13 protein-coding genes and 1 pseudogene are annotated in these 17797 nt (G+C 63.6%); 9 read left to right on the top strand and 5 right to left on the bottom strand.

The window, feature by feature from the left end; all coding sequences use genetic code 11:
- The first annotated feature begins 133 nt into the window (after positions 1-133).
- The 5 genes and pseudogenes from AC1MH0_RS14705 to AC1MH0_RS14685 all read left to right on the top strand — a co-directional run bounded on the left by AC1MH0_RS14705 (position 134) and on the right by AC1MH0_RS14685 (position 8613).
- On the top strand, positions 134-2788 hold the full coding sequence (locus tag AC1MH0_RS14705; protein ID WP_480963391.1) for a putative bifunctional diguanylate cyclase/phosphodiesterase: 2655 nt from the start codon (positions 134-136) through the stop codon (positions 2786-2788).
- A gap of 240 nt (positions 2789-3028) precedes the next feature.
- On the top strand, positions 3029-3754 hold the full coding sequence (locus AC1MH0_RS14700) for a haloacid dehalogenase type II (protein ID WP_480963390.1): 726 nt from the start codon (positions 3029-3031) through the stop codon (positions 3752-3754).
- A 118-nt stretch (positions 3755-3872) separates the two neighbouring features.
- Positions 3873-4337, top strand: a pseudogene (locus tag AC1MH0_RS14695) (PAS domain-containing protein); the annotation flags it as partial.
- Positions 4314-5978: an ATP-binding protein gene (locus tag AC1MH0_RS14690; RefSeq protein ID WP_480965758.1), complete on the top strand. Its 1665-nt coding sequence runs from the start codon at positions 4314-4316 to the stop codon at positions 5976-5978. The pseudogene AC1MH0_RS14695 and the gene AC1MH0_RS14690, both read left to right, overlap by 24 nt.
- Before the next feature lie 748 nt (positions 5979-6726).
- On the top strand, positions 6727-8613 hold the full coding sequence (locus AC1MH0_RS14685; RefSeq protein WP_425275435.1) for a ribonucleoside-diphosphate reductase subunit alpha: 1887 nt from the start codon (positions 6727-6729) through the stop codon (positions 8611-8613).
- Positions 8614-8752: 139 nt separating this feature from the next.
- On the opposite strand, the gene AC1MH0_RS14680 is transcribed toward AC1MH0_RS14685, so the two are convergent.
- On the bottom strand, positions 8753-9013 hold the full coding sequence (locus AC1MH0_RS14680; protein ID WP_056055125.1) for a DUF2171 domain-containing protein: 261 nt from the start codon (positions 9011-9013) through the stop codon (positions 8753-8755).
- Positions 9014-9069: 56 nt separating this feature from the next.
- On the opposite strand from AC1MH0_RS14680, the gene AC1MH0_RS14675 reads away from it, so the two are divergent.
- The 3 genes from AC1MH0_RS14675 to drt2 all read left to right on the top strand — a co-directional run bounded on the left by AC1MH0_RS14675 (position 9070) and on the right by drt2 (position 12002).
- On the top strand, positions 9070-9273 hold the full coding sequence (locus AC1MH0_RS14675) for a hypothetical protein (protein WP_132736349.1): 204 nt from the start codon (positions 9070-9072) through the stop codon (positions 9271-9273).
- A 60-nt stretch (positions 9274-9333) separates the two neighbouring features.
- Positions 9334-10389 (top strand): ribonucleotide-diphosphate reductase subunit beta, encoded by a 1056-nt coding sequence (locus AC1MH0_RS14670; RefSeq protein ID WP_480963389.1) that lies wholly within the window; start codon positions 9334-9336, stop codon positions 10387-10389.
- Between the two features lie 320 nt (positions 10390-10709).
- Entirely contained in the window at positions 10710-12002 is a 1293-nt protein-coding gene (gene drt2 / locus AC1MH0_RS14665) for an antiviral reverse transcriptase Drt2 (protein WP_480963388.1), read from the top strand.
- A gap of 49 nt (positions 12003-12051) precedes the next feature.
- Here drt2 and AC1MH0_RS14660 read toward each other — a convergent pair whose 3' ends face one another.
- The 4 genes from AC1MH0_RS14660 to AC1MH0_RS14645 all read right to left on the bottom strand — a co-directional run bounded on the left by AC1MH0_RS14660 (position 12052) and on the right by AC1MH0_RS14645 (position 14463).
- Positions 12052-12234, bottom strand: coding sequence for a hypothetical protein (locus AC1MH0_RS14660; RefSeq protein WP_480963387.1), 183 nt, complete (start codon positions 12232-12234; stop codon positions 12052-12054).
- 230 nt (positions 12235-12464) lie between these two features.
- Positions 12465-12668, bottom strand: coding sequence for a hypothetical protein (locus AC1MH0_RS14655; protein ID WP_480963386.1), 204 nt, complete (start codon positions 12666-12668; stop codon positions 12465-12467).
- A 98-nt stretch (positions 12669-12766) separates the two neighbouring features.
- Entirely contained in the window at positions 12767-13780 is a 1014-nt protein-coding gene (locus tag AC1MH0_RS14650) for a cupin-like domain-containing protein (RefSeq protein ID WP_480963385.1), read from the bottom strand.
- A complete protein-coding gene (locus AC1MH0_RS14645) occupies positions 13780-14463 on the bottom strand; it encodes a SapC family protein (protein WP_480963384.1) in 684 nt (227 codons plus the stop codon). The genes AC1MH0_RS14650 and AC1MH0_RS14645 overlap by 1 nt, the downstream gene beginning before the upstream one ends.
- Positions 14464-14786: 323 nt before the next feature.
- Between AC1MH0_RS14645 and AC1MH0_RS14640 the strand changes: the two genes are divergently transcribed.
- The gene (locus tag AC1MH0_RS14640) at positions 14787-17780 is read left to right on the top strand and encodes a TonB-dependent receptor (RefSeq protein ID WP_480965757.1); all 2994 of its coding nucleotides are present in this window, start codon (positions 14787-14789) and stop codon (positions 17778-17780) included.
- Positions 17781-17797: the final 17 nt, after the last annotated feature.

Genomic DNA, 17797 nt, shown 5'->3' with positions numbered 1-17797 from the left:
GCGGCGCGGGGATCTAGCGCGGGCGATGCGGCGTCCGGTCCCTCCACCAATGTAACGCACTGATCGAACCGAGATTTTTTCGGCCGCCGCCAATCTTACCATATCAGCAAGATATTCCAGTCAGAACGGCTGGATGTACGCCCCCCTCCCCGTCGCGGATCGCCGCGCGCGCGATCGATCGCCAGCCCCCGCCGTGTTCGGGCTACGCGAGGACCCGCGCGAACAGGTTGTCGAACTGCTCGATCGCAAGCTCGCGCAGGTCGCCGAAACCTGGCCGATCGCGGTCGCCACGCAGATGGTCGGCTGCGTCCTCCTCGTCGCGCTTGCGCTGATCGCGCCGCCCGCCGCCGGTCTTGCCACCATCGTCGCGTCGATCGGCATCCATGCCGCGATCCTCGCTGTGATGTCCGCAGGCCTGTTCGGCGTGTTGCGCCTGCCGGGACTGCGCGAATGGCCCGCCTACAAGCGCAACCGCGCGCTCACCGCCGGTGTCGCAGGTGTCGCCGCGCTATCTCTGTCGCTGTTGTGGACCGTCGAGCGTGTACCGTCGGGATCGCTGCAACTCGCCTGCAGCATCGCGGTGCTGGGCATGATCGCGGTCACCGCGGTCAGCGTCCACGCGGTCCGCGCCGCGACGCTCGGCCTCGGCGCCGGGATCGTCGTGATGCTCGCGGTATGTGCGGGGATCGGCGTGCCGCTGGTGGTCGCGATCCTGTTCCTCGGTTGCCTGGGGGTCGTCGCGCACCGTCTCGCACGGATCGACGTCGCGCAGGAGCTAAACCGTGCCGAGGACGCCAACGAGGGCCGCCTGGCAATCCGCATGATCGCCGAATTCGAGGACCAGGGTACCGGCTGGTTCTGGGAAGCCGATCGCCAGGGTCGGCTGACCTATCTGTCCGCCAAGGTCACGACCGAGCTCGGCCTCGCAAATGATCCGGTCGGGCAATCGGTCACCGACCTGTTCCGCATGGACAACGACGTGCCCGGCACCGAGCGGACGCTTGCCTTCCACATCGCCTCGCGTACGTCGTTCACCGACTATTCGGTGTGCGCCGCGACCTCGCTCGAATGCCAACGGTGGTGGTCGATCTCGGGGCGGCCGGTGGTCGACGATCTCGGCCGCTTCCAGGGGTTCATCGGCTCGGGCCGCGACCTCACCGAACAGCGCAAGTCGGAGGCGGAGATCACGCGGCTGGCGCTGTTCGACGGGCTCACCGGGCTGGCGAACCGCCAGCGGATGCGCTCGTCGCTCGACAAGACGCTCGCGCAGAAGACCGGGCCCTACCGCGCGACGTCGCTGTTCCTGATGGATCTCGATCGGTTCAAGGCGGTCAACGATACGCTGGGCCACCAGGCGGGCGACACGCTGTTGAAGCAGGTCGCGCAACGGCTCCAGCGCGGGATCGCGGACGCGGGGCTGGTCGGGCGGCTGGGTGGCGACGAGTTCCAGGTCGTGCTGCCCGGCATCGACAACCGCGAGACGCTGGCCGCGTTGTCTCGCGAAGTCATCGCCTCGCTGTCCGAACCCTATTTCATCAGCGGGACGTCGGTCACGATCGGCTGCTCGATCGGCATCGCGATCGCCCCCGACGACGGCGACGATGCCGAGACGCTGGTCCGCAACGCCGATCTCGCACTTTACGCGGCAAAGGCCGACGGCCGCGGCGTCCATCGCTTCTATTCGGACGACATGCTGACCGGCGCGCGCACGCGGAAACTGCTCGAGGACGATCTGCGCGCGGCGATCTCCGACGGCGCGTTCCACCTCTGCTACCAGCCGATCGTCAGCACGAAATCGTCTCAGATCGTCGGCTACGAAGCGCTGATCCGCTGGAACCATCCGACGCGCGGGCTCGTCTCGCCCGCCGACTTCATCCCGGTCGCGGAGGAATGCGGGCTGATCGAGGCGATCGGCGAATGGGTGTTGCGGACCGCGTGCCTGGAGGCGGCGCGCTGGCCCGGCTCGGTCCGCGTCGCGGTCAACGTGTCGCCGATCCAGTTCGCCAACCCTGCCCTGCCTTCGCTCGTCACCAGCGCGCTCGCGCAGTCGGGGATCGCCGCAGGGCGCCTCGAACTAGAGATCACGGAAGGCGTGTTCCTCGACGAGACGCGCTCGTCCGAACAGATGTTCCGGGCACTGAAGGGGCTCGGCGTGCGGCTTGCGCTCGACGATTTCGGTACCGGCTATTCGTCGCTGGGCTATTTGCGCAACGCACCGTTCGACAAGATCAAGATCGACCAGTCGTTCGTCCGCGGTGCCGCCGAGCCGGGCAACCGCAACGCCGCGATCATCAAGGCGATCGTCACGCTCGCCGACACGCTCGGGATGGAGACGACCGCCGAAGGCGTCGAGGTGCAGGACGAGATCGACCTGATCCGCGACCTCGGGTGCAGCCATATCCAGGGTTATGTCTATGGCCGCCCGGTCCGTGCGGACGAGGCGTTGCGGCAGGTGGGGGTCGACAACGGCACCGCCGCCGCGAGCGGCTTCAAGGTGAGCCGCGCACCGCGCACCAAGATGCTGCGCTCCGCCCGCATCGCGATCGACGGGGTTCGCGGCGACGTCCGCATCCGCGACATCTCGACGTCGGGCGCAATGCTCGACGGACTCCGGATCGACGGCAACCCCGATGGCGTCGAGATGCAGATCGAACTGGTCGAGGACCAGATGTTCGGCGCCCGCATCCGCTGGGCCCGCGCCGGCAAGGCGGGCATCGAGTTTCACGAAGCGTTCAATCTGGAACGTCTGAACCAGGGGCATTCCGCGCGTCTTCGCCGGACTGGGTGAGTTAGGCGAGAACAATAAAAGTCCACCACCCCGGCGGAGGCCGGGGCCCAGTTGGGAAACGTGGATTGGCGAACGCCGTCTTTCGTTATTACGACCTTCCCAACTGGGCCCCGGCCTCCGCCGGGGTGGGTCAACGTAAGGGACCGAGCGTAAGAATCCCCGCTCAACGCCGGCCTGCGCAAAGGCCCGGAAGTCCCCCATTCCCGGGAACCAACCGCCGCCTCCCACCGTCTCACCCTCATGGTACATCGCGCCCCGATCAAAGCCCTCGCGTTCGACGTGTTCGGCACCGTGGTCGACTGGCGTTCGGGCATCGCACGCGACGCCGCACCCGTGCTCGCGCGCCTCGGCCGCACCGATATCGACCCGAACCGCTTCGCCGACGGCTGGCGCAAACGCTATCAGCCCGCGCTCGAGGAGGTCCGCAGCGGACGACGACCGTTCGTCATCCTCGACACGCTCCACCGCGAGGCACTCGAAGACCTGCTTCGTCACTACGGCATCGACCCGGCCACGCTGGACGAAAACACGCTCACCGACCTGACCCACGCCTGGCACCGGCTCGATCCCTGGCCCGACTCGGTCAAGGGCCTCACCCGCCTCAAGACGCGGTATCCGATCGTTACGCTCAGCAACGGCAACATCGCACTGATGCTGGAGATGGCACGCCGCGGTGGCCTGCCCTGGGATGCGATTCTCGGGGCGGAAGTCATCCGAGTCTACAAGCCGCTCCCGGAATCCTACCTCGCCACCGCGCGGTTTCTTGGCATCGCGCCTGGCGAACTCTGCCTCGTCGCCGCGCACCACAGCGACCTCGCCGCGGCGCGCGCCGCTGGCCTGCAGACCGCCTATGTCGACCGCCCGCACGAATATGGCGGCCGGCCCGCGCCCGACGCGGATGCCGTCCAGGAGTGGGACCATAGCGTCGACAGCCTGACGCGCCTAGCGGACGAACTGTGCCGATGACCCGCCGACCTGCCCGCGAACCGGTGGAAACGCGCGACGCGTCCCCGTATCGACCGCCCGTATCGAACGCGCACCGGCGTAAAATTCGGCCCGGCGTGCGACCCGGCAGGAATTTGGGATGACCACACAGACGGCCGAGGCCGATTTCCTGACCGGCGGCGGCGAGATGGCCGAGATGATCCGCGCGCATGACTGGTCGACGTCGCCGCTGGGGCCGATCGAGCACTGGCCGCAGTCGCTGCGCTCGATCGTCTCGCTGATGCTCGCCTCGGAATTGGCGATGTGCCTCGCCTGGGGCCCCGAGCTCGGCTTCCTTTACAACGACCATTACGCGCGCATCATGCACGACAAGCACCCGCAGGCGCTCGGCCAGCGGTTCGCCGACGTGTGGGCGGATGTCTGGGACGATATCAGCCCCCTGGTCGACAAGGCATTGGCGGGCGAAGCGTCGTTCTTTGAGAACCTGCCGCTCGTCACCGACCGCAAGGGCTATGCCGAGCATGCCTGGTTCACCTTCTCCTACTCGCCCGTCCGCGACGAAAGCGGCGCGATCGCGGGCATGTTCTGCTCGACCTACGAGAGCACCGAGCGCGTCGTGACCGAACGCGCGCTGCGCGACGAGCGCGAGCGGATGAGCCAGATGTTCGCGCAGGCGCCGACCTTCATGGCGATGCTGCGCGGGCCCGAACACCGGGTCGAGTTGACCAACCCCGGCTACGACAAGCTGATCGGCCACCGCGAGGTACTCGGCCGCACCGTTGCGGAGGCGTTGCCCGACGCGGTCGAACAGGGGTTTGTCGACCTGCTCGATCGTGTGTTCGCGAGCGGCGATGCGTTCACCGCGAGCGGGATGCTTTATGCGGTTCAGGCGGAGCCTGGCGGCGCGGTCCACGATCGCTACGTCGATTTCGTCTTCCAGCCGATCCGAGACGCAACCGGGACGGTGGTCGGCATTTTCGTCGAGGGCGCCGACGTGACCGATCGCAAGCGGCTCGAACGCGATCTGCAATCGCTCAACGCCGACCTCGAACAGCGCGTGCGCGACCGCACCCAGGAACTGATCGAGGCGCAGGAGGCCCTCCGCCAGGCACAGAAGATGGAGGCGGTCGGGCAACTCACCGGCGGCATCGCACACGACTTCAACAACCTGCTCCAGGGCATCACCGGCAGCCTGGAGATCGTCCAGCGCCGCGTCGCACAAGGGCGGGTAAGCGAACTCGATCGCTTCATCACCGGCGCGACCACCGCCGCCAACCGCGCCGCCTCGCTCACCCACCGCCTGCTGGCGTTCTCGCGCCGCCAGCCACTCGATCCGCGCCCGGTCAAGGTCAATCCGCTGTTCGCGTCGCTCGAAGACCTGCTCCGCCGCACCACGGGTGAGCAGATCGAACTCGAGTTGGTGCTCGGCGCCGGCCTGTGGACGACATTGTGCGATCCCAACCAGCTCGAGAACTCGCTGCTGAACCTCGTCATCAACGCGCGCGACGCGATGCCGCATGGGGGCAAGCTCACGATCGAGACCTGCAACGCGCAGCTCGACGACCATTTCGCCGCCAGTCAGCGCGACGTCCGGCCCGGCCATTACGTCTGCATCTGCGTGTCCGACACCGGCACCGGCATGTCCGCCGACACCATCGCGAAGGCATTCGAGCCGTTCTTCACGACCAAGCCGATCGGCCAGGGTACCGGGCTCGGCCTGTCGATGATCTACGGCTTCGCGCGCCAGTCCGAAGGCTATGCGAGGATCTATAGCGAGCTCGGCCAGGGCACGACGATCAAGCTGTATTTGCCGCGCCATTACGGCGACGCGGAGCAGGACGAGGCGCTGCCCGGCCTGACGCAGGAGCATGTCACCGATGCTGGCGAGATCGTGCTGGTGGTCGAGGACGATTCGGTCGTCCGCGCGCTGATCGTCGAGGTGCTGGGCGAATTGGGCTATCAGGCGGTCGAGGCGCATGACGGCCCTGCCGGGCTTGAGCGCCTGCGCACGATGGAGCGCGTCGACCTGCTCGTCACCGACATCGGCCTGCCCGGCCTGAACGGGCGGCAGGTCGCCGATGCGGGTCGTGCGCTGCGTCCAGGGCTCCGCGTGCTGTTCATGACAGGCTATGCGGAGAATGCTGCGCTGGCGTCGGGTTTTCTGGAGCCTGGGATGTCGATGATCACCAAGCCGTTTGCGATGGAGGCGTTGGCGACGCAGATCCGGACGATGATCGAGGGGTAAGGCGGACAGAACGCGCCAACCAACCGCCACCATTCCCGCCAACCGCCACCACCCCGGCGGAGGCCGGGACCCAGTTGGAAAGGTCGCAGTAACGACACGCATCGCTCAGTTGGCAACGTCCCCCAACTGGGCCCCGGCATTCGCCGGGGTGGTGAGGTTTTGGCGAGGTGGTGCTCCCGTTTTGGAAGTGGAAGAACGCCCTATCCCGTTCCCCCGCGAAGGCGGGGGTCCAGGAATCGAGCAGGACGACGTTCGTGGCTCCTGGGCCCCCGCCTTCGCGGGGGAACTAGAGCGGTCCCCCCATATCTAGCCCCACTCCCACACCTCCCTCCGAAGCAACATTTGCCATCTTCCCCGCCGAAATAATTTTTCGTTCCCGCTTCGCCCCCTTGCGCTTCACGAACCCCGCAGAAGTCCACGCGTCGCGAATATCCCGCCCGGCCGACCCGCACGCGAACGCGACGAACCGAGCCCCCGACCACCCCCACACCCCCTTGCGTCTCTTCGCGCTTTGGCACAATCTCTTGGGGTTGCGTTCGGGGGCGGACCCAATCGCTGGTAGAACAACCCTCGCATAGCTATATGCGATATGACCGTAAGCGCGCCTTCCACCGCCGCGATGGTCACTTTTTGTTCTCCCGTTAGGGGCCGTCCGATGGTAGCATGGCGACATGACGCCGATTCGAACGAATACAGAACACTAGGAGCGGTTTCGATGGATTTCAGAGACAGCAGCCGGGATAGCGACATGACCACAGACACGATCGAACAGACCACCGCCACGCCCGCCGCCGAGGCTCCGAAGGCCCCACGCCAAGCGCAGGACAGCCACTCCGTGCGCGCACAGATCTACCCGGTCGAGGTCGATCACAGCCGCGACGCGCTCCTGACCGAATTCGGCAAGGACACGCTGAAGGATCGCTATCTGCTCCCGGGCGAGAGCTACCAGGACCTGTTCGTCCGCGTTGCATCGGCCTACGCCGATGACGCCGGCCACGCGCAGCGCCTGTACGACGCGATCTCGAAGCTCTGGTTCATGCCCGCCACGCCCGTTCTCTCGAACGGCGGCACCGGCCGCGGCCTGCCGATCTCGTGCTACCTCAACTCGGTCCCCGACAGCCTCGGCGGGATCGTCGACACCTGGAACGAGAATGTCTGGCTCGCCTCGCGCGGCGGCGGCATCGGCACCTATTGGGGCAACGTCCGCGGCATCGGCGAGCCGGTCGGCCTCAACGGCAAGACCAGCGGCATCATCCCGTTCGTCCGCGTCATGGATTCGCTGACGCTCGCGATCAGTCAGGGCTCGCTGCGCCGTGGTTCGGCCGCCGTGTACCTCGACGTCTCGCACCCCGAGATCGAGGAATTCCTCGAGATCCGCAAACCCTCGGGCGATTTCAACCGCAAGGCGCTCAACCTCCACCACGGCGTGCTGATCACCGACGACTTCATGGAAGCCGTCCGCAACGGCGAGGAATGGCATCTCCGCTCGCCGAAGGACCAGGCGATCCGCGCCACCGTCGACGCGCGCTCGCTGTTCCAGAAGCTCGTCGAGACCCGCCTCCAGACCGGCGAGCCGTACATCGTCTTCGCCGATCACGTGAACAAGGCGATGCCCAAGCATCACCGCGAGCTCGGCCTCAAGGTCTCGACCTCGAACCTGTGCTCCGAGATCACGCTGCCGACCGGCAAGGATCACCTCGGCAACGAGCGGACCGCGGTATGCTGCCTGTCGTCGCTGAACCTCGAGACATGGGATCAGTGGAAGGACGAGAAGGGCCTGATCGAGGACGTCATGCGCTTCCTCGACAACGTCCTGCAGGACTACATCGACCGCCACGAGCCGGGCATGGAACGCGCTGCCTACAGCGCGGGCCGCGAACGCTCGGTCGGTCTCGGCGTGATGGGCTTCCACAGCTTCCTCCAGGCACGCGGCATCCCGTTCGAGGGTGCGATGGCGAAGTCGTGGAACCTGCGCATGTTCAAGCACATCAGCAGCCAGGCCAACGAAGCCTCGATGCAGCTCGCGATCGAGCGCGGCCCCTGCCCCGATGCCGCCGATGTCGGCGCAATGGAGCGGTTCAGCTGCAAGATGGCGATCGCGCCGACCGCGTCGATCTCGATCATCTGCGGCGGCACATCGGCGTGCATCGAGCCGATCCCGGCGAACATCTACACGCACAAGACGCTCTCGGGCAGCTTCTCGATCAAGAATCCGTATCTCGAAAAGATGCTGAGCGAGAAGTCGAAGAACAGCGATGCCGTCTGGAACTCGATCCTCGAGCAGGGCGGTTCGGTCCAGCATCTCGACTTCCTCTCGGTCGAGGAAAAGGACTGCTACAAGACGTCGTTCGAGATCGACCAGCGCTGGCTGCTCGAACTCGCCGCGGATCGCACGCCCTATATCGACCAGGCGCAGTCGCTGAACCTGTTCATCCCCGCGGACGTCGAGAAGTGGGACCTGCTCATGCTCCACTTCCGCGCGTGGGAGCTCGGCATCAAGTCGCTCTATTACCTGCGTTCGAAGTCGGTCCAGCGCGCGGGCTTCGCCGGCGGCGTCGAGGCCGACAACACCATCGACCTGCGCCAGATCGACGTCGAGTCGAAGGATTACGATGAGTGCCTTGCCTGCCAGTAAGGCCTCTCGGCGTTCAAGCGTGACCCCGGCCCGTGCATCACGGACCGGGGCGCGCCTGACGCAAAAAACCCCGGCCCGCACGAAGCGGACCGGGGCTCGGACTGGCTATGCGGCGCGTGTCGAACGCACCGCGTTCGCGTCAGGCCTCTTCTTCGAACGTCACCGCCACGTCGGCGTTGGCGGAAAGCCGGACCTTGCCGTCCTCGATATCCGCGACCAGCCCGAGCGAGATGAAGTGATGATGCCCTTCATGGCTGCCCGTGCCCTCGACGACCTGCGCGCCCGAGTCCTTCTTGGTCAGCTTGATGCGGTTGCCTTCGACCTTGTCGACGGTGCCGACATGGACGCCGTCCGCGCCGATGACTTCGGCATGTTCCTGGATCTTGGTTGCATCGACCATGGTCGTTCTCCTGTGTTGGGTTCGGGTGCTGAACGCGCGCCGGGCGAGTTGGTCGCATGACGTATGGTTCAGCTATCATGTTCGTGGTCGCGGGCGTGCTCGGAATCGTCGGCACCGCGATGCTGCTCCGTTTGCGCAGCCCGAGCATCACCGAGCAACAGACCTACGCGTTCCGCATGATCGGCATCATGCTCACCTCGGGCGCGATCGTCCTCGCGATGTCCGCCGCCGCGATGTGGCAGTGGAGCACCGAGACATGAGGCACGCGACCTGATCTCACCAGTTTCCCGATATAAAACCCATCTTCCGAAAGGCCTACCATGTCCCTCCTTCACGCCTCCAAGCAGTACAAGCCGTTCGAATACCCCTGGGCATTCGAGTTCTGGAAGCGCCAGCAGCAGCTCCACTGGCTCCCCGAGGAAGTGCCCTTGGGCGAGGATTGCCGCGATTGGGCGCAGAAGCTCAGCGATCACGAGCGCAACCTGCTCACGCAGATCTTCCGCTTCTTCACGCAGGCCGACGTCGAGGTGCAGGATTGCTACCACGAGAAATACGGCCGCGTGTTCAAGCCGACCGAGATCAAGATGATGCTGACCTCGTTCAGCAACATGGAGACGGTCCACATCGCCGCCTACAGCCATCTGCTCGACACCATCGGCATGCCCGAGAGCGAGTACGGCGCCTTTCTCGAATATGCCGAGATGAAGGAAAAGCATGACTACATGCAGCAGTTCACCGTCGACAACGACGAGGACATCGCGCGCACGCTGGCCATGTTCGGCGGCTTCACCGAGGGCGTCCAGCTGTTCGCGTCGTTCGCGATGCTGATGAACTTCCCGCGCTTCAACAAGATGAAGGGCATGGGCCAGATCGTCACCTGGTCGATCCGCGACGAGAGCCTCCACTGCGAGGGCATCATCAAGATGTTCCACACCTTCTGTCAGGAGCGCCAGTGCCTGACCAAGGCGGTCAAGGACGACATCGCCGACGTCTGCCAGACGACGATCCGCCTCGAGGACAATTTCATCGACCTCGCCTTCGAGATGGGCCCGGTCAACGGCATGACCCCCAAGGAGATCAAGAAGTACATCCGCTTCATCGCCGACTGGCGCATGACTCAGCTCGGCCTGAAGCCGATCTACATGATCGACGAGCACCCGCTGCCCTGGCTCGCCCCGATGCTCAACGGCGTCGAGCACGCCAACTTCTTCGAACAGCGCGCAACGGAGTATTCGAAGGCCGCGACCAAGGGCCAGTGGAACGACGTCTGGGACTCGTTCGACAAGCGCCAGACCGCAAAGAAGGGGCCGATCGCGAATGTGGACCTGAGTGAAGTTCGGGACATGTTCAGTGATGCACAAGTAGCAGCTGAATAAAATACACAGTGCTCTTGCAAAATGGTTAGGTAACAGCCAATTAAGAATTGCTCTCCAGATAGCTGGGGAGGGAAGAGGTAATCTCCGTCAACCAATTCCACACAGGACTTGCACGACCGTGAGTACCGCCGCGACGATCTCGATGATCCGAGCGACGATGCACAAGGTGCCTACTTCATCATTATAGCGCATCGCGTAATTTGCGACGTCTGAATTGGAGGCTTCTTGCACAAGGCAGCCACAAGAGGGGGCGGAATAAGTTGGATCCGGGAGAGACATTGGTGGACGCGTTACCTGCGCTCTCCCAGACTTGCTAGCTGATGAAACGTCGCGACAAGCAAGACGGATGGTTCTCCGTACGCGGGTACCCACATCTAGATCGCCCGCTGTCTTTCGCTAGTGCAAAGGCGCTAGTGACGAGTCCTGAGCGCGTAGCTCGGCATAGCTTTTTACCGTTATTAAGCTACACTGACAAAAATCGCCAGTTCAGGACGGATAACTCCGACCGAACGATTCCAAAAAAGCTCAGGCCTCGTATATTTAAAGATAAAGAACGTAAAATAAAATATGCATCGCATGCCGATGCCTCGATATTTTCGTTTTATGCTATGAAGCTTCAAGAATTTTACGAGTCTTGGCTGCAAAAGCACAACCTTCAAGATAGTGTTATTGGCTATCGCTCCGGCCTAGGCTCAAATGTCGACATGGCGGCGGAAGCATTTTCGGAAGCGGCTTCGCGCGGCACTGTCACCGCGCTGTGCTTTGATATTTCCAACTTCTTCCCATCGATATCGCACAGTGAGCTAAAAAACACATTGGAATTGGTGACAAATCAAAGGCCTTTACCATTGGATTGGTATAAGGTTTTTCGATCCTGTACAAAATTCTCCCATGTAGATCTTGAAGATCTAAGCAAACTCCTGGGGTTTTCGCTAGATCCTTCTCCCCGACCGCTAGTTGACGATCTGCCAATGTCGATGAAGTTAATCAGAAGATCTGATTTACTGAAGACCAACAATTCTAAGGTTGAGATCCCTCAAGGCACACCAATATCTGCAGTGATGGCCAATGTGTCCATGGCAAGTTTTGATATTAAAGTATCATCTTGGGCGCTAAACAATAGCGCCTTCTATCGTAGATACTCTGATGACATACTTTTACTCGTTTCGCCCGACCTAGAAGAATCAGCCATAACCGTAATCACTACGGCGGCAGGTGAAACAGGTGAAGGGCTTGAGATAAACCCTGACAAAACAGAAATAAGTCGATTCAAACGCGATGCCGGGCAAATTCACGTCGATAGACCGATGACATACCTTGGTTTCACGTTCGACGGCCAAGCTGTTACAATCCGGGCTAGAACTTTATCGCGTTACTATCGTAGAATGACTTACGCTGCGAGAGGTACGGTAAAAGGTGCTGGCAAGGCTGGACAACCCGCGTCTAAAGCATTCCGCCGAACTATCTATCGCGACCTGACGCACTTAGGGTCCGCCAATTTCTACCAATACGCAAAACGGGCCGATTCTAAATTCCACCAATCGAGTGTGAAACGCCAGCTGCGTCGTCATTTCAGAATTCTAATTCGCAAGCTTGAAAACAGAGGCCGGTAACGATCACCTCTAGATTGGCGATGGCATCGTCCGTCCAGACTATGCGCAACTAATCGCCGACGCGGGGGCGGGGGCGGGGTAGAGGCTGCGGCGAACTCCATGACGATAGCCAGCGCTTCACTGCATCGTGACTGATCAACCGTCCGCTGTGCACGGCTGCATCTGCACGCGCATCGGCCTCAGCCTCCGCAGCGGGATCGCTCGTATCGAACAGGGCATCATCGCGGGCCATCGGTTGAGGAATACACCTCGATGGCAATCACGACCAGCGGCAACTCACGCACATCCACACCAAGGCGAGCGCTTGCCGCCGCCATAGCGGCGCAAGTCCGGGGCGGACCAGTATCGCCCCCAGCGACACCCCGCCCCTCTCAACGATACGCAGTTTGCGGCCTTAGCGATCGACGTCGCGCTTGATCTGGGTCAGCGTGAGGGAGCCGGCGTTGAGCAGCGGCTGCATCTTCAGCGTCGCCGCCTGCCCCAGCCGTGCTTGGCGGGCGCAGCGCGGCGGGTGGGTCTCGGCGTGTTGATGTCGGCGATGCGGATCTTGGTGCCCGCCATCCAGAACGTGTCGCCGTCGACCATGCAGTCGATCCGCTTGGCGTGACCGCAGATCGTGATGCGTGCGGAGACCGCCTTGCCGTCCGACAGTGCGGAGGCGGCCACCGCCGCCGTCGACGTCGCACTGGCAACACTCGCCGCGGCCGAAGTTCCTCGCCGATCCCACGTACGAACTCCACACGACCACACATTACCCCATACTCTCAACCGCCGCGGAGCAGGCGCATCACCAGTGTTCGGATACGCCCGTGATTCTCCTTCGACGCGCCGAGCACGCCGTGGCGTTCGGGCGGGAGGAATGCGAGCGGGTGGCCGTCGGGGCGGAACACGTAATGATCGAACCACGCGCGCCACGCTGCGCGCTCGGCCGGCGGGCGTTCGGCGATCGTCAGCAGCGATAGCAGCATGGCGGTGTAGGGCTGGTCCGGGCCTGCGCTGAACCCGTCCCACCAGAAATTGACCAGGACGTTGACGTCGCCGACCGCCTCGACCTGATGCCACCAGAGTTTCGGCACGTAGAGCGCATCGCCGGGCTCCAGTTCGACGACCAGCGCGCGGTCGCGGGCGTTTTCGAAGCGGGGGAAGCGCGGGTCGCCGGGCTCGCTGCCGACCGCAAGGCTGATCGGCTGGCCGGCGAGCGTGTGGTCGATCGGTCCGACATACAGGTCGCGGATCGCGTCGGGCGGGAACAGCGTGAAGCGCCGCCGCCCCGCCGCGACGCACGCGACGTTGTCCATCGTGTCGTAATGACAGGCGACCGTCGAGGCGTGGCCGACCCAGAACCGGGGGCGCACCGCGGGCGGTACGAACGGCAGGCGGGTCGTCTCCTCGATACCGGGGAAATACGTCTCCGCGGTCATCGACCCCATGTACATGCTGGTCCGGCCGGGGTCCGCCGCACTGTCGAGAATCCGCGTCAGCGCCTCGCCGAACGGCACGGAGCTGCGGTCGAAATTGAACCCGGCAAGCGTCGCGTCGTAATTGTACCGCGCGCCGATCTCGGGCTTGCCGACGAACACTTCCGCGAGCTTGCCGATGTCGAAACGGCGAAGCTGCGCCACCACGCCGTCCAGCGCAGCACCCGGCGTCGTCGCGCCCGACAGCATCGGCCAATCCCGCGCCGCGCCGCGCAGCACCGCCGGCTCACACCGCGCCATTACCTCGGCCTGGAAAGTTTCCGGATCGCGCAACGCGTCGGCGGGCGGTTCGAATATCATCAGCCGACGTCCGCCAGCCGGTCGTTGCGGATCCGGCCGAGCGTCCGCAGATGGCGGATCGACCCGGCCTGCGCATAGGCGAGTTGCAGGTCGCCGCGGCGAAACAAGTCGAGCACCGCGGCATCGGGCAATGCGTGCAGCGCGTCGAGGCTGATCGTGTAGAGCCCTTCGAGCGTCAGATGTTCGCCGTCGTCGAAGCTCATCGTCACGTCGATCGGCTCGAGCAGGCGATGCGCGAGAAAACGCTCGATCAGCGCATCGGTCTCGGGAATGCCCGACTGGAGGACGTGCAGCGCCTGCTGAATGCGCTTGAGTGGTAGCGCTGCCTCACCGTTCATGTCGAACAAAAGCTGGCCGTCTGGCTCCGCAAAGACACCGTGTTCGCGGTCGACGACCAGTTGCCCGTCGGTGATGTAGAAGCCCTGGCGTTCGAGGTCGGCGGGCCGGTAGTCGGGCAACGCCCCCTTCACCGCCATCAGGTTGCGGCCCGGCTCCAGGCCCATCACGACACCGGCGTAGAAGGCGCCGGTTTCCGGGTGTTTCGTGAACAGAATCGCATAATAGGGGGCAGCCTGGAGAAATTCGTCCGCGACGATCTGCGCGAATTGCCGCTCGCCATCGTGCGCGCGCGACACGCGCAACGCCGCGTGCTGCGCATGGTTCAGCATCTCCCAGATCGGCATCCATCTCTCTCCCTATAGTCTTCTTGACCGAGAGATCGCACATGGCGCCCCGGTTGCAAAGCCTCGCCGCGACCACTCATACAAATGCTTGCATTGATTGTTAGCCTGACTATTGTGAGCGCTACCGTCGATGACCGAAACGGTGCGGAAACGCGCATGAGTCGATCGTCGAACCAACTTTGTCGTGAACGCCTCTCAGAAGAAGGGCGGTACGGCGCCGCATGAGGGGATGTTTGACCGTGACCACCAATACGCGCGCTCTCGGCTTTCGAGGACTGGCCCACCCATCGAGCGCACTCGCCTGCGCGACCAGCGTGCTGGCGATGATGTGGTCGCTCCCGGCGATGGCGCAGGATCAGGGCAATCTGCAGAACAGCACGACCGCTCGCCCGGCCGCGCCACAGCCAGCGGTGCCGGCGACCGCGAACACGACGACCGCGTCGGAGGCCGGACAGCCACAGGACGCCGCGACCGCGCCGGACGTGTCGCAGGGCAATACGGTCCAGGGCGGCGCGGCACAGAGCGACGACATCATCGTCACCGGCCTGCGCGGTTCGCTCCAGCGCAACCTCGACCTGAAGCGCACCTCGTCGGGCGTGGTCGACGTGATCTCGGCCGAGGACATCGGCAAGTTCCCGGATTCGAACGTCGCGGCGTCGCTGCAGCGCCTGCCGGGCGTCTCGATCCAGCGCTCGGGTTCGCGCGGCGAGCCGACCGGCATCACGGTTCGCGGCTTCGGCGGCGATTTCAACACGACGCTGTACGATGGCCGCCGCATCTCGACCGCGACCGGCGGACGACAGATCGATTTCAGCACCGTCGGCGTCGATTTCATCGGCCAGCTGAGCGTGTTCAAGACGCCGGACGTGACGCTTGCTTCGAGCTCGATCGGTGCAACGGTCAACATCCAGTTCCCCAAGCCGTTCGATCATCCCGGCTTCCGCCTTGCCGCCACCGGCTCGGGGTCGATCCAGGATCGCTCGGGCAAGATCGTACCGACGACCGGCCTGCTCATCAGCAGCACGAATGCGGACGAGACGTTCGGCGTATTGGCCGACGCGATCTACACGCGCCGCGATACCGAGACCAATCGCGTCTACGTGTCGGGCTGGCCGGGCGGTAACTTCGCCCCTTGCCAGCTGACCGGGAACGCCGGTGCCGCGACCTGCGCGCCGACCAGCAATGCGGCGTCGCCAGCCTACGCCAACCCCAACAACCGACAGAACCTGCCCGGCTGGTTCCCGCAGCAATATGGTGCGGAACAGCAGCGCGTGAAGGACGAGCGCGTCGATGCGCGCGTAGCATTCCAGTATCACCCGACCGACGACCTGATGGTTACGCTGGACAACAATTTCTCGCGCCAGACGATCAACCAGGACAATTACGCGTTCGGCGTGTGGTTCAGCCAGGGCGATCTGCGCAACGTCACGCTCGACAAGAACGGCACGGCGGTCGACTTCACGCAGGCCGGTAGCCCGACCGATTTCACCGCGGCGGAAAACAAGCAGATCCTGCAGACCAACCAGACCGGCCTGAACGTCAAGTACGACGCGACAGAACATCTGACGCTGGAAGCAGACGGCTCCTACGCGAAGAGCTGGCTCAATCCCGGCAACGTGATCGGCAGCAAGAATGGCGACATCGGGTACGGCAACACGCTGGGCAACGTCCTGCGCTTCAAGGTCGACGGCAAGAGCAGCGACGCCTTCCCGACGATCAGCAACTTCGGACCCGCTGGCAACGGCGCTCGCTGGGCCGACCAGTCGGTGATCGGTACACACGTCACCGTCAACCAGACGCAAAAGAATACCGACGAGCTCATCCAGTTCCGCGGCAACGCCACGTGGAAGCAGGATGACCTGACGATCAAGGCCGGCGGCCAATATTACCAGGACACGTTCAACTTCCGCAATCAGAGCACGTTCACCAACAATTTCTGGCAGGCCTATGCGGGCTATGGCGGTCCATCCGGACGGACGACGGGCATCTCGCCGGTCCCTGCGAACATCTACCAGGGCTCGATCAGCCTCGATAACTTCATCCCGGGCTTCAACGGCAGCCTGCCACCATCGGTGTTCGTGTTCAGCCCGACCGCGTATCAGAACTACTTGACGAGCCTCGGCAATCCATACGCCAAGAACATTCCGGGCTTCAATTATCCAAGCCCGACGAGCGGCGACGGTCTGCTCGGCTTCCGTGGCGCGTTCGACGAGGCGGTCGATCCGGGCAGCGTTCTGAACGTACGCGAGCGGACCTGGTCGCTATACTTCAACGTGAACTTCAAGGCCGACATCGGCGACATGCCGTTCACGTTCAACGCGGGCGTTCGCAACGAGACGACGAACCTGCGCGCGACCGGGCAGGGCCGCCTGCCGACCTCGATCACGACGAGCACCGCGGATCCGTCGTTGCTCGGTATCCCGACCTACACAGCGATCGTGCCGAACGTAGCGAACAGCTCGTATTCGTATCTGTTGCCCAGCATCGATGCGAAGCTCGAAATCACCAACACGTTGCTGTTGCGCTTCGACGCATCGCGCACGTTGACCCGGCCGAGCCTCAGCGTGCTCAACCCGGTGCTGAACGTCGGCAATGGTCAGCGCGTCGGCGCGCTGACGGCCAGCGGCGGCAACCCGAATTTGAAGCCGTATCTCGCGGACAATTTCGACGTCGCCGCCGAATGGTATTATCAGCGCAACTCGTATCTGTCGGTCGACTTCTTCCTGAAGAACGTCAGCAACTTCATCATCGGCGGCGTGACGCGGCAGTCGATCAACGGGCTCGTTGACCCGACAACGGGCACCTTGGCGAGCTTTGCCGTATCGCAGCAGGTCAACGGACCCAACGCGACCGTCCGCGGCGTCGAGCTGGCGTGGCAGCAGGTGTTCGGCAGCTCGGGCTTCGGGTTCCAGGCCAACGCGACGTTCGTCAACACCAACCGGCCGTATGACGACAAGAACATCTCGCAGACCGGCTTTGCGGTCACGGGACTGGCGAATTCGGCGAACTTCGTCGGCTTCTACGACAAGGGTGGGTTCCAGTTCCGGACCGCGCTCAACTGGCGCGACAAGTATCTGCTCCAGTTCGGCCAGAACCAGAACACCGGTGCGTTCGGGTCCGAACCGACCTTCGTCGACCAGAGCTTCCAGGTCGATCTTTCGACGAGCTACGACATCAACAAGCAGTTCAGCGTCTTTGCCGAAGCGCTGAACGTCAACAACAACCAGCAGAGCACGCACGGTCGGTACGACAACCAGTTGCTCGACGTGTTCGACTATGGTCGCCGCTACACCGCGGGCGTTCGCTTCCGCTTCTGATCCCCCTCCCCCTGGCG

It is taken from the genome of Sphingomonas sp. AP28 (assembly GCF_056680455.1).
The sequence above is the reverse complement of the archived record's forward strand: the minus strand, read 5'-3'. Positions and strand labels throughout refer to the sequence as shown.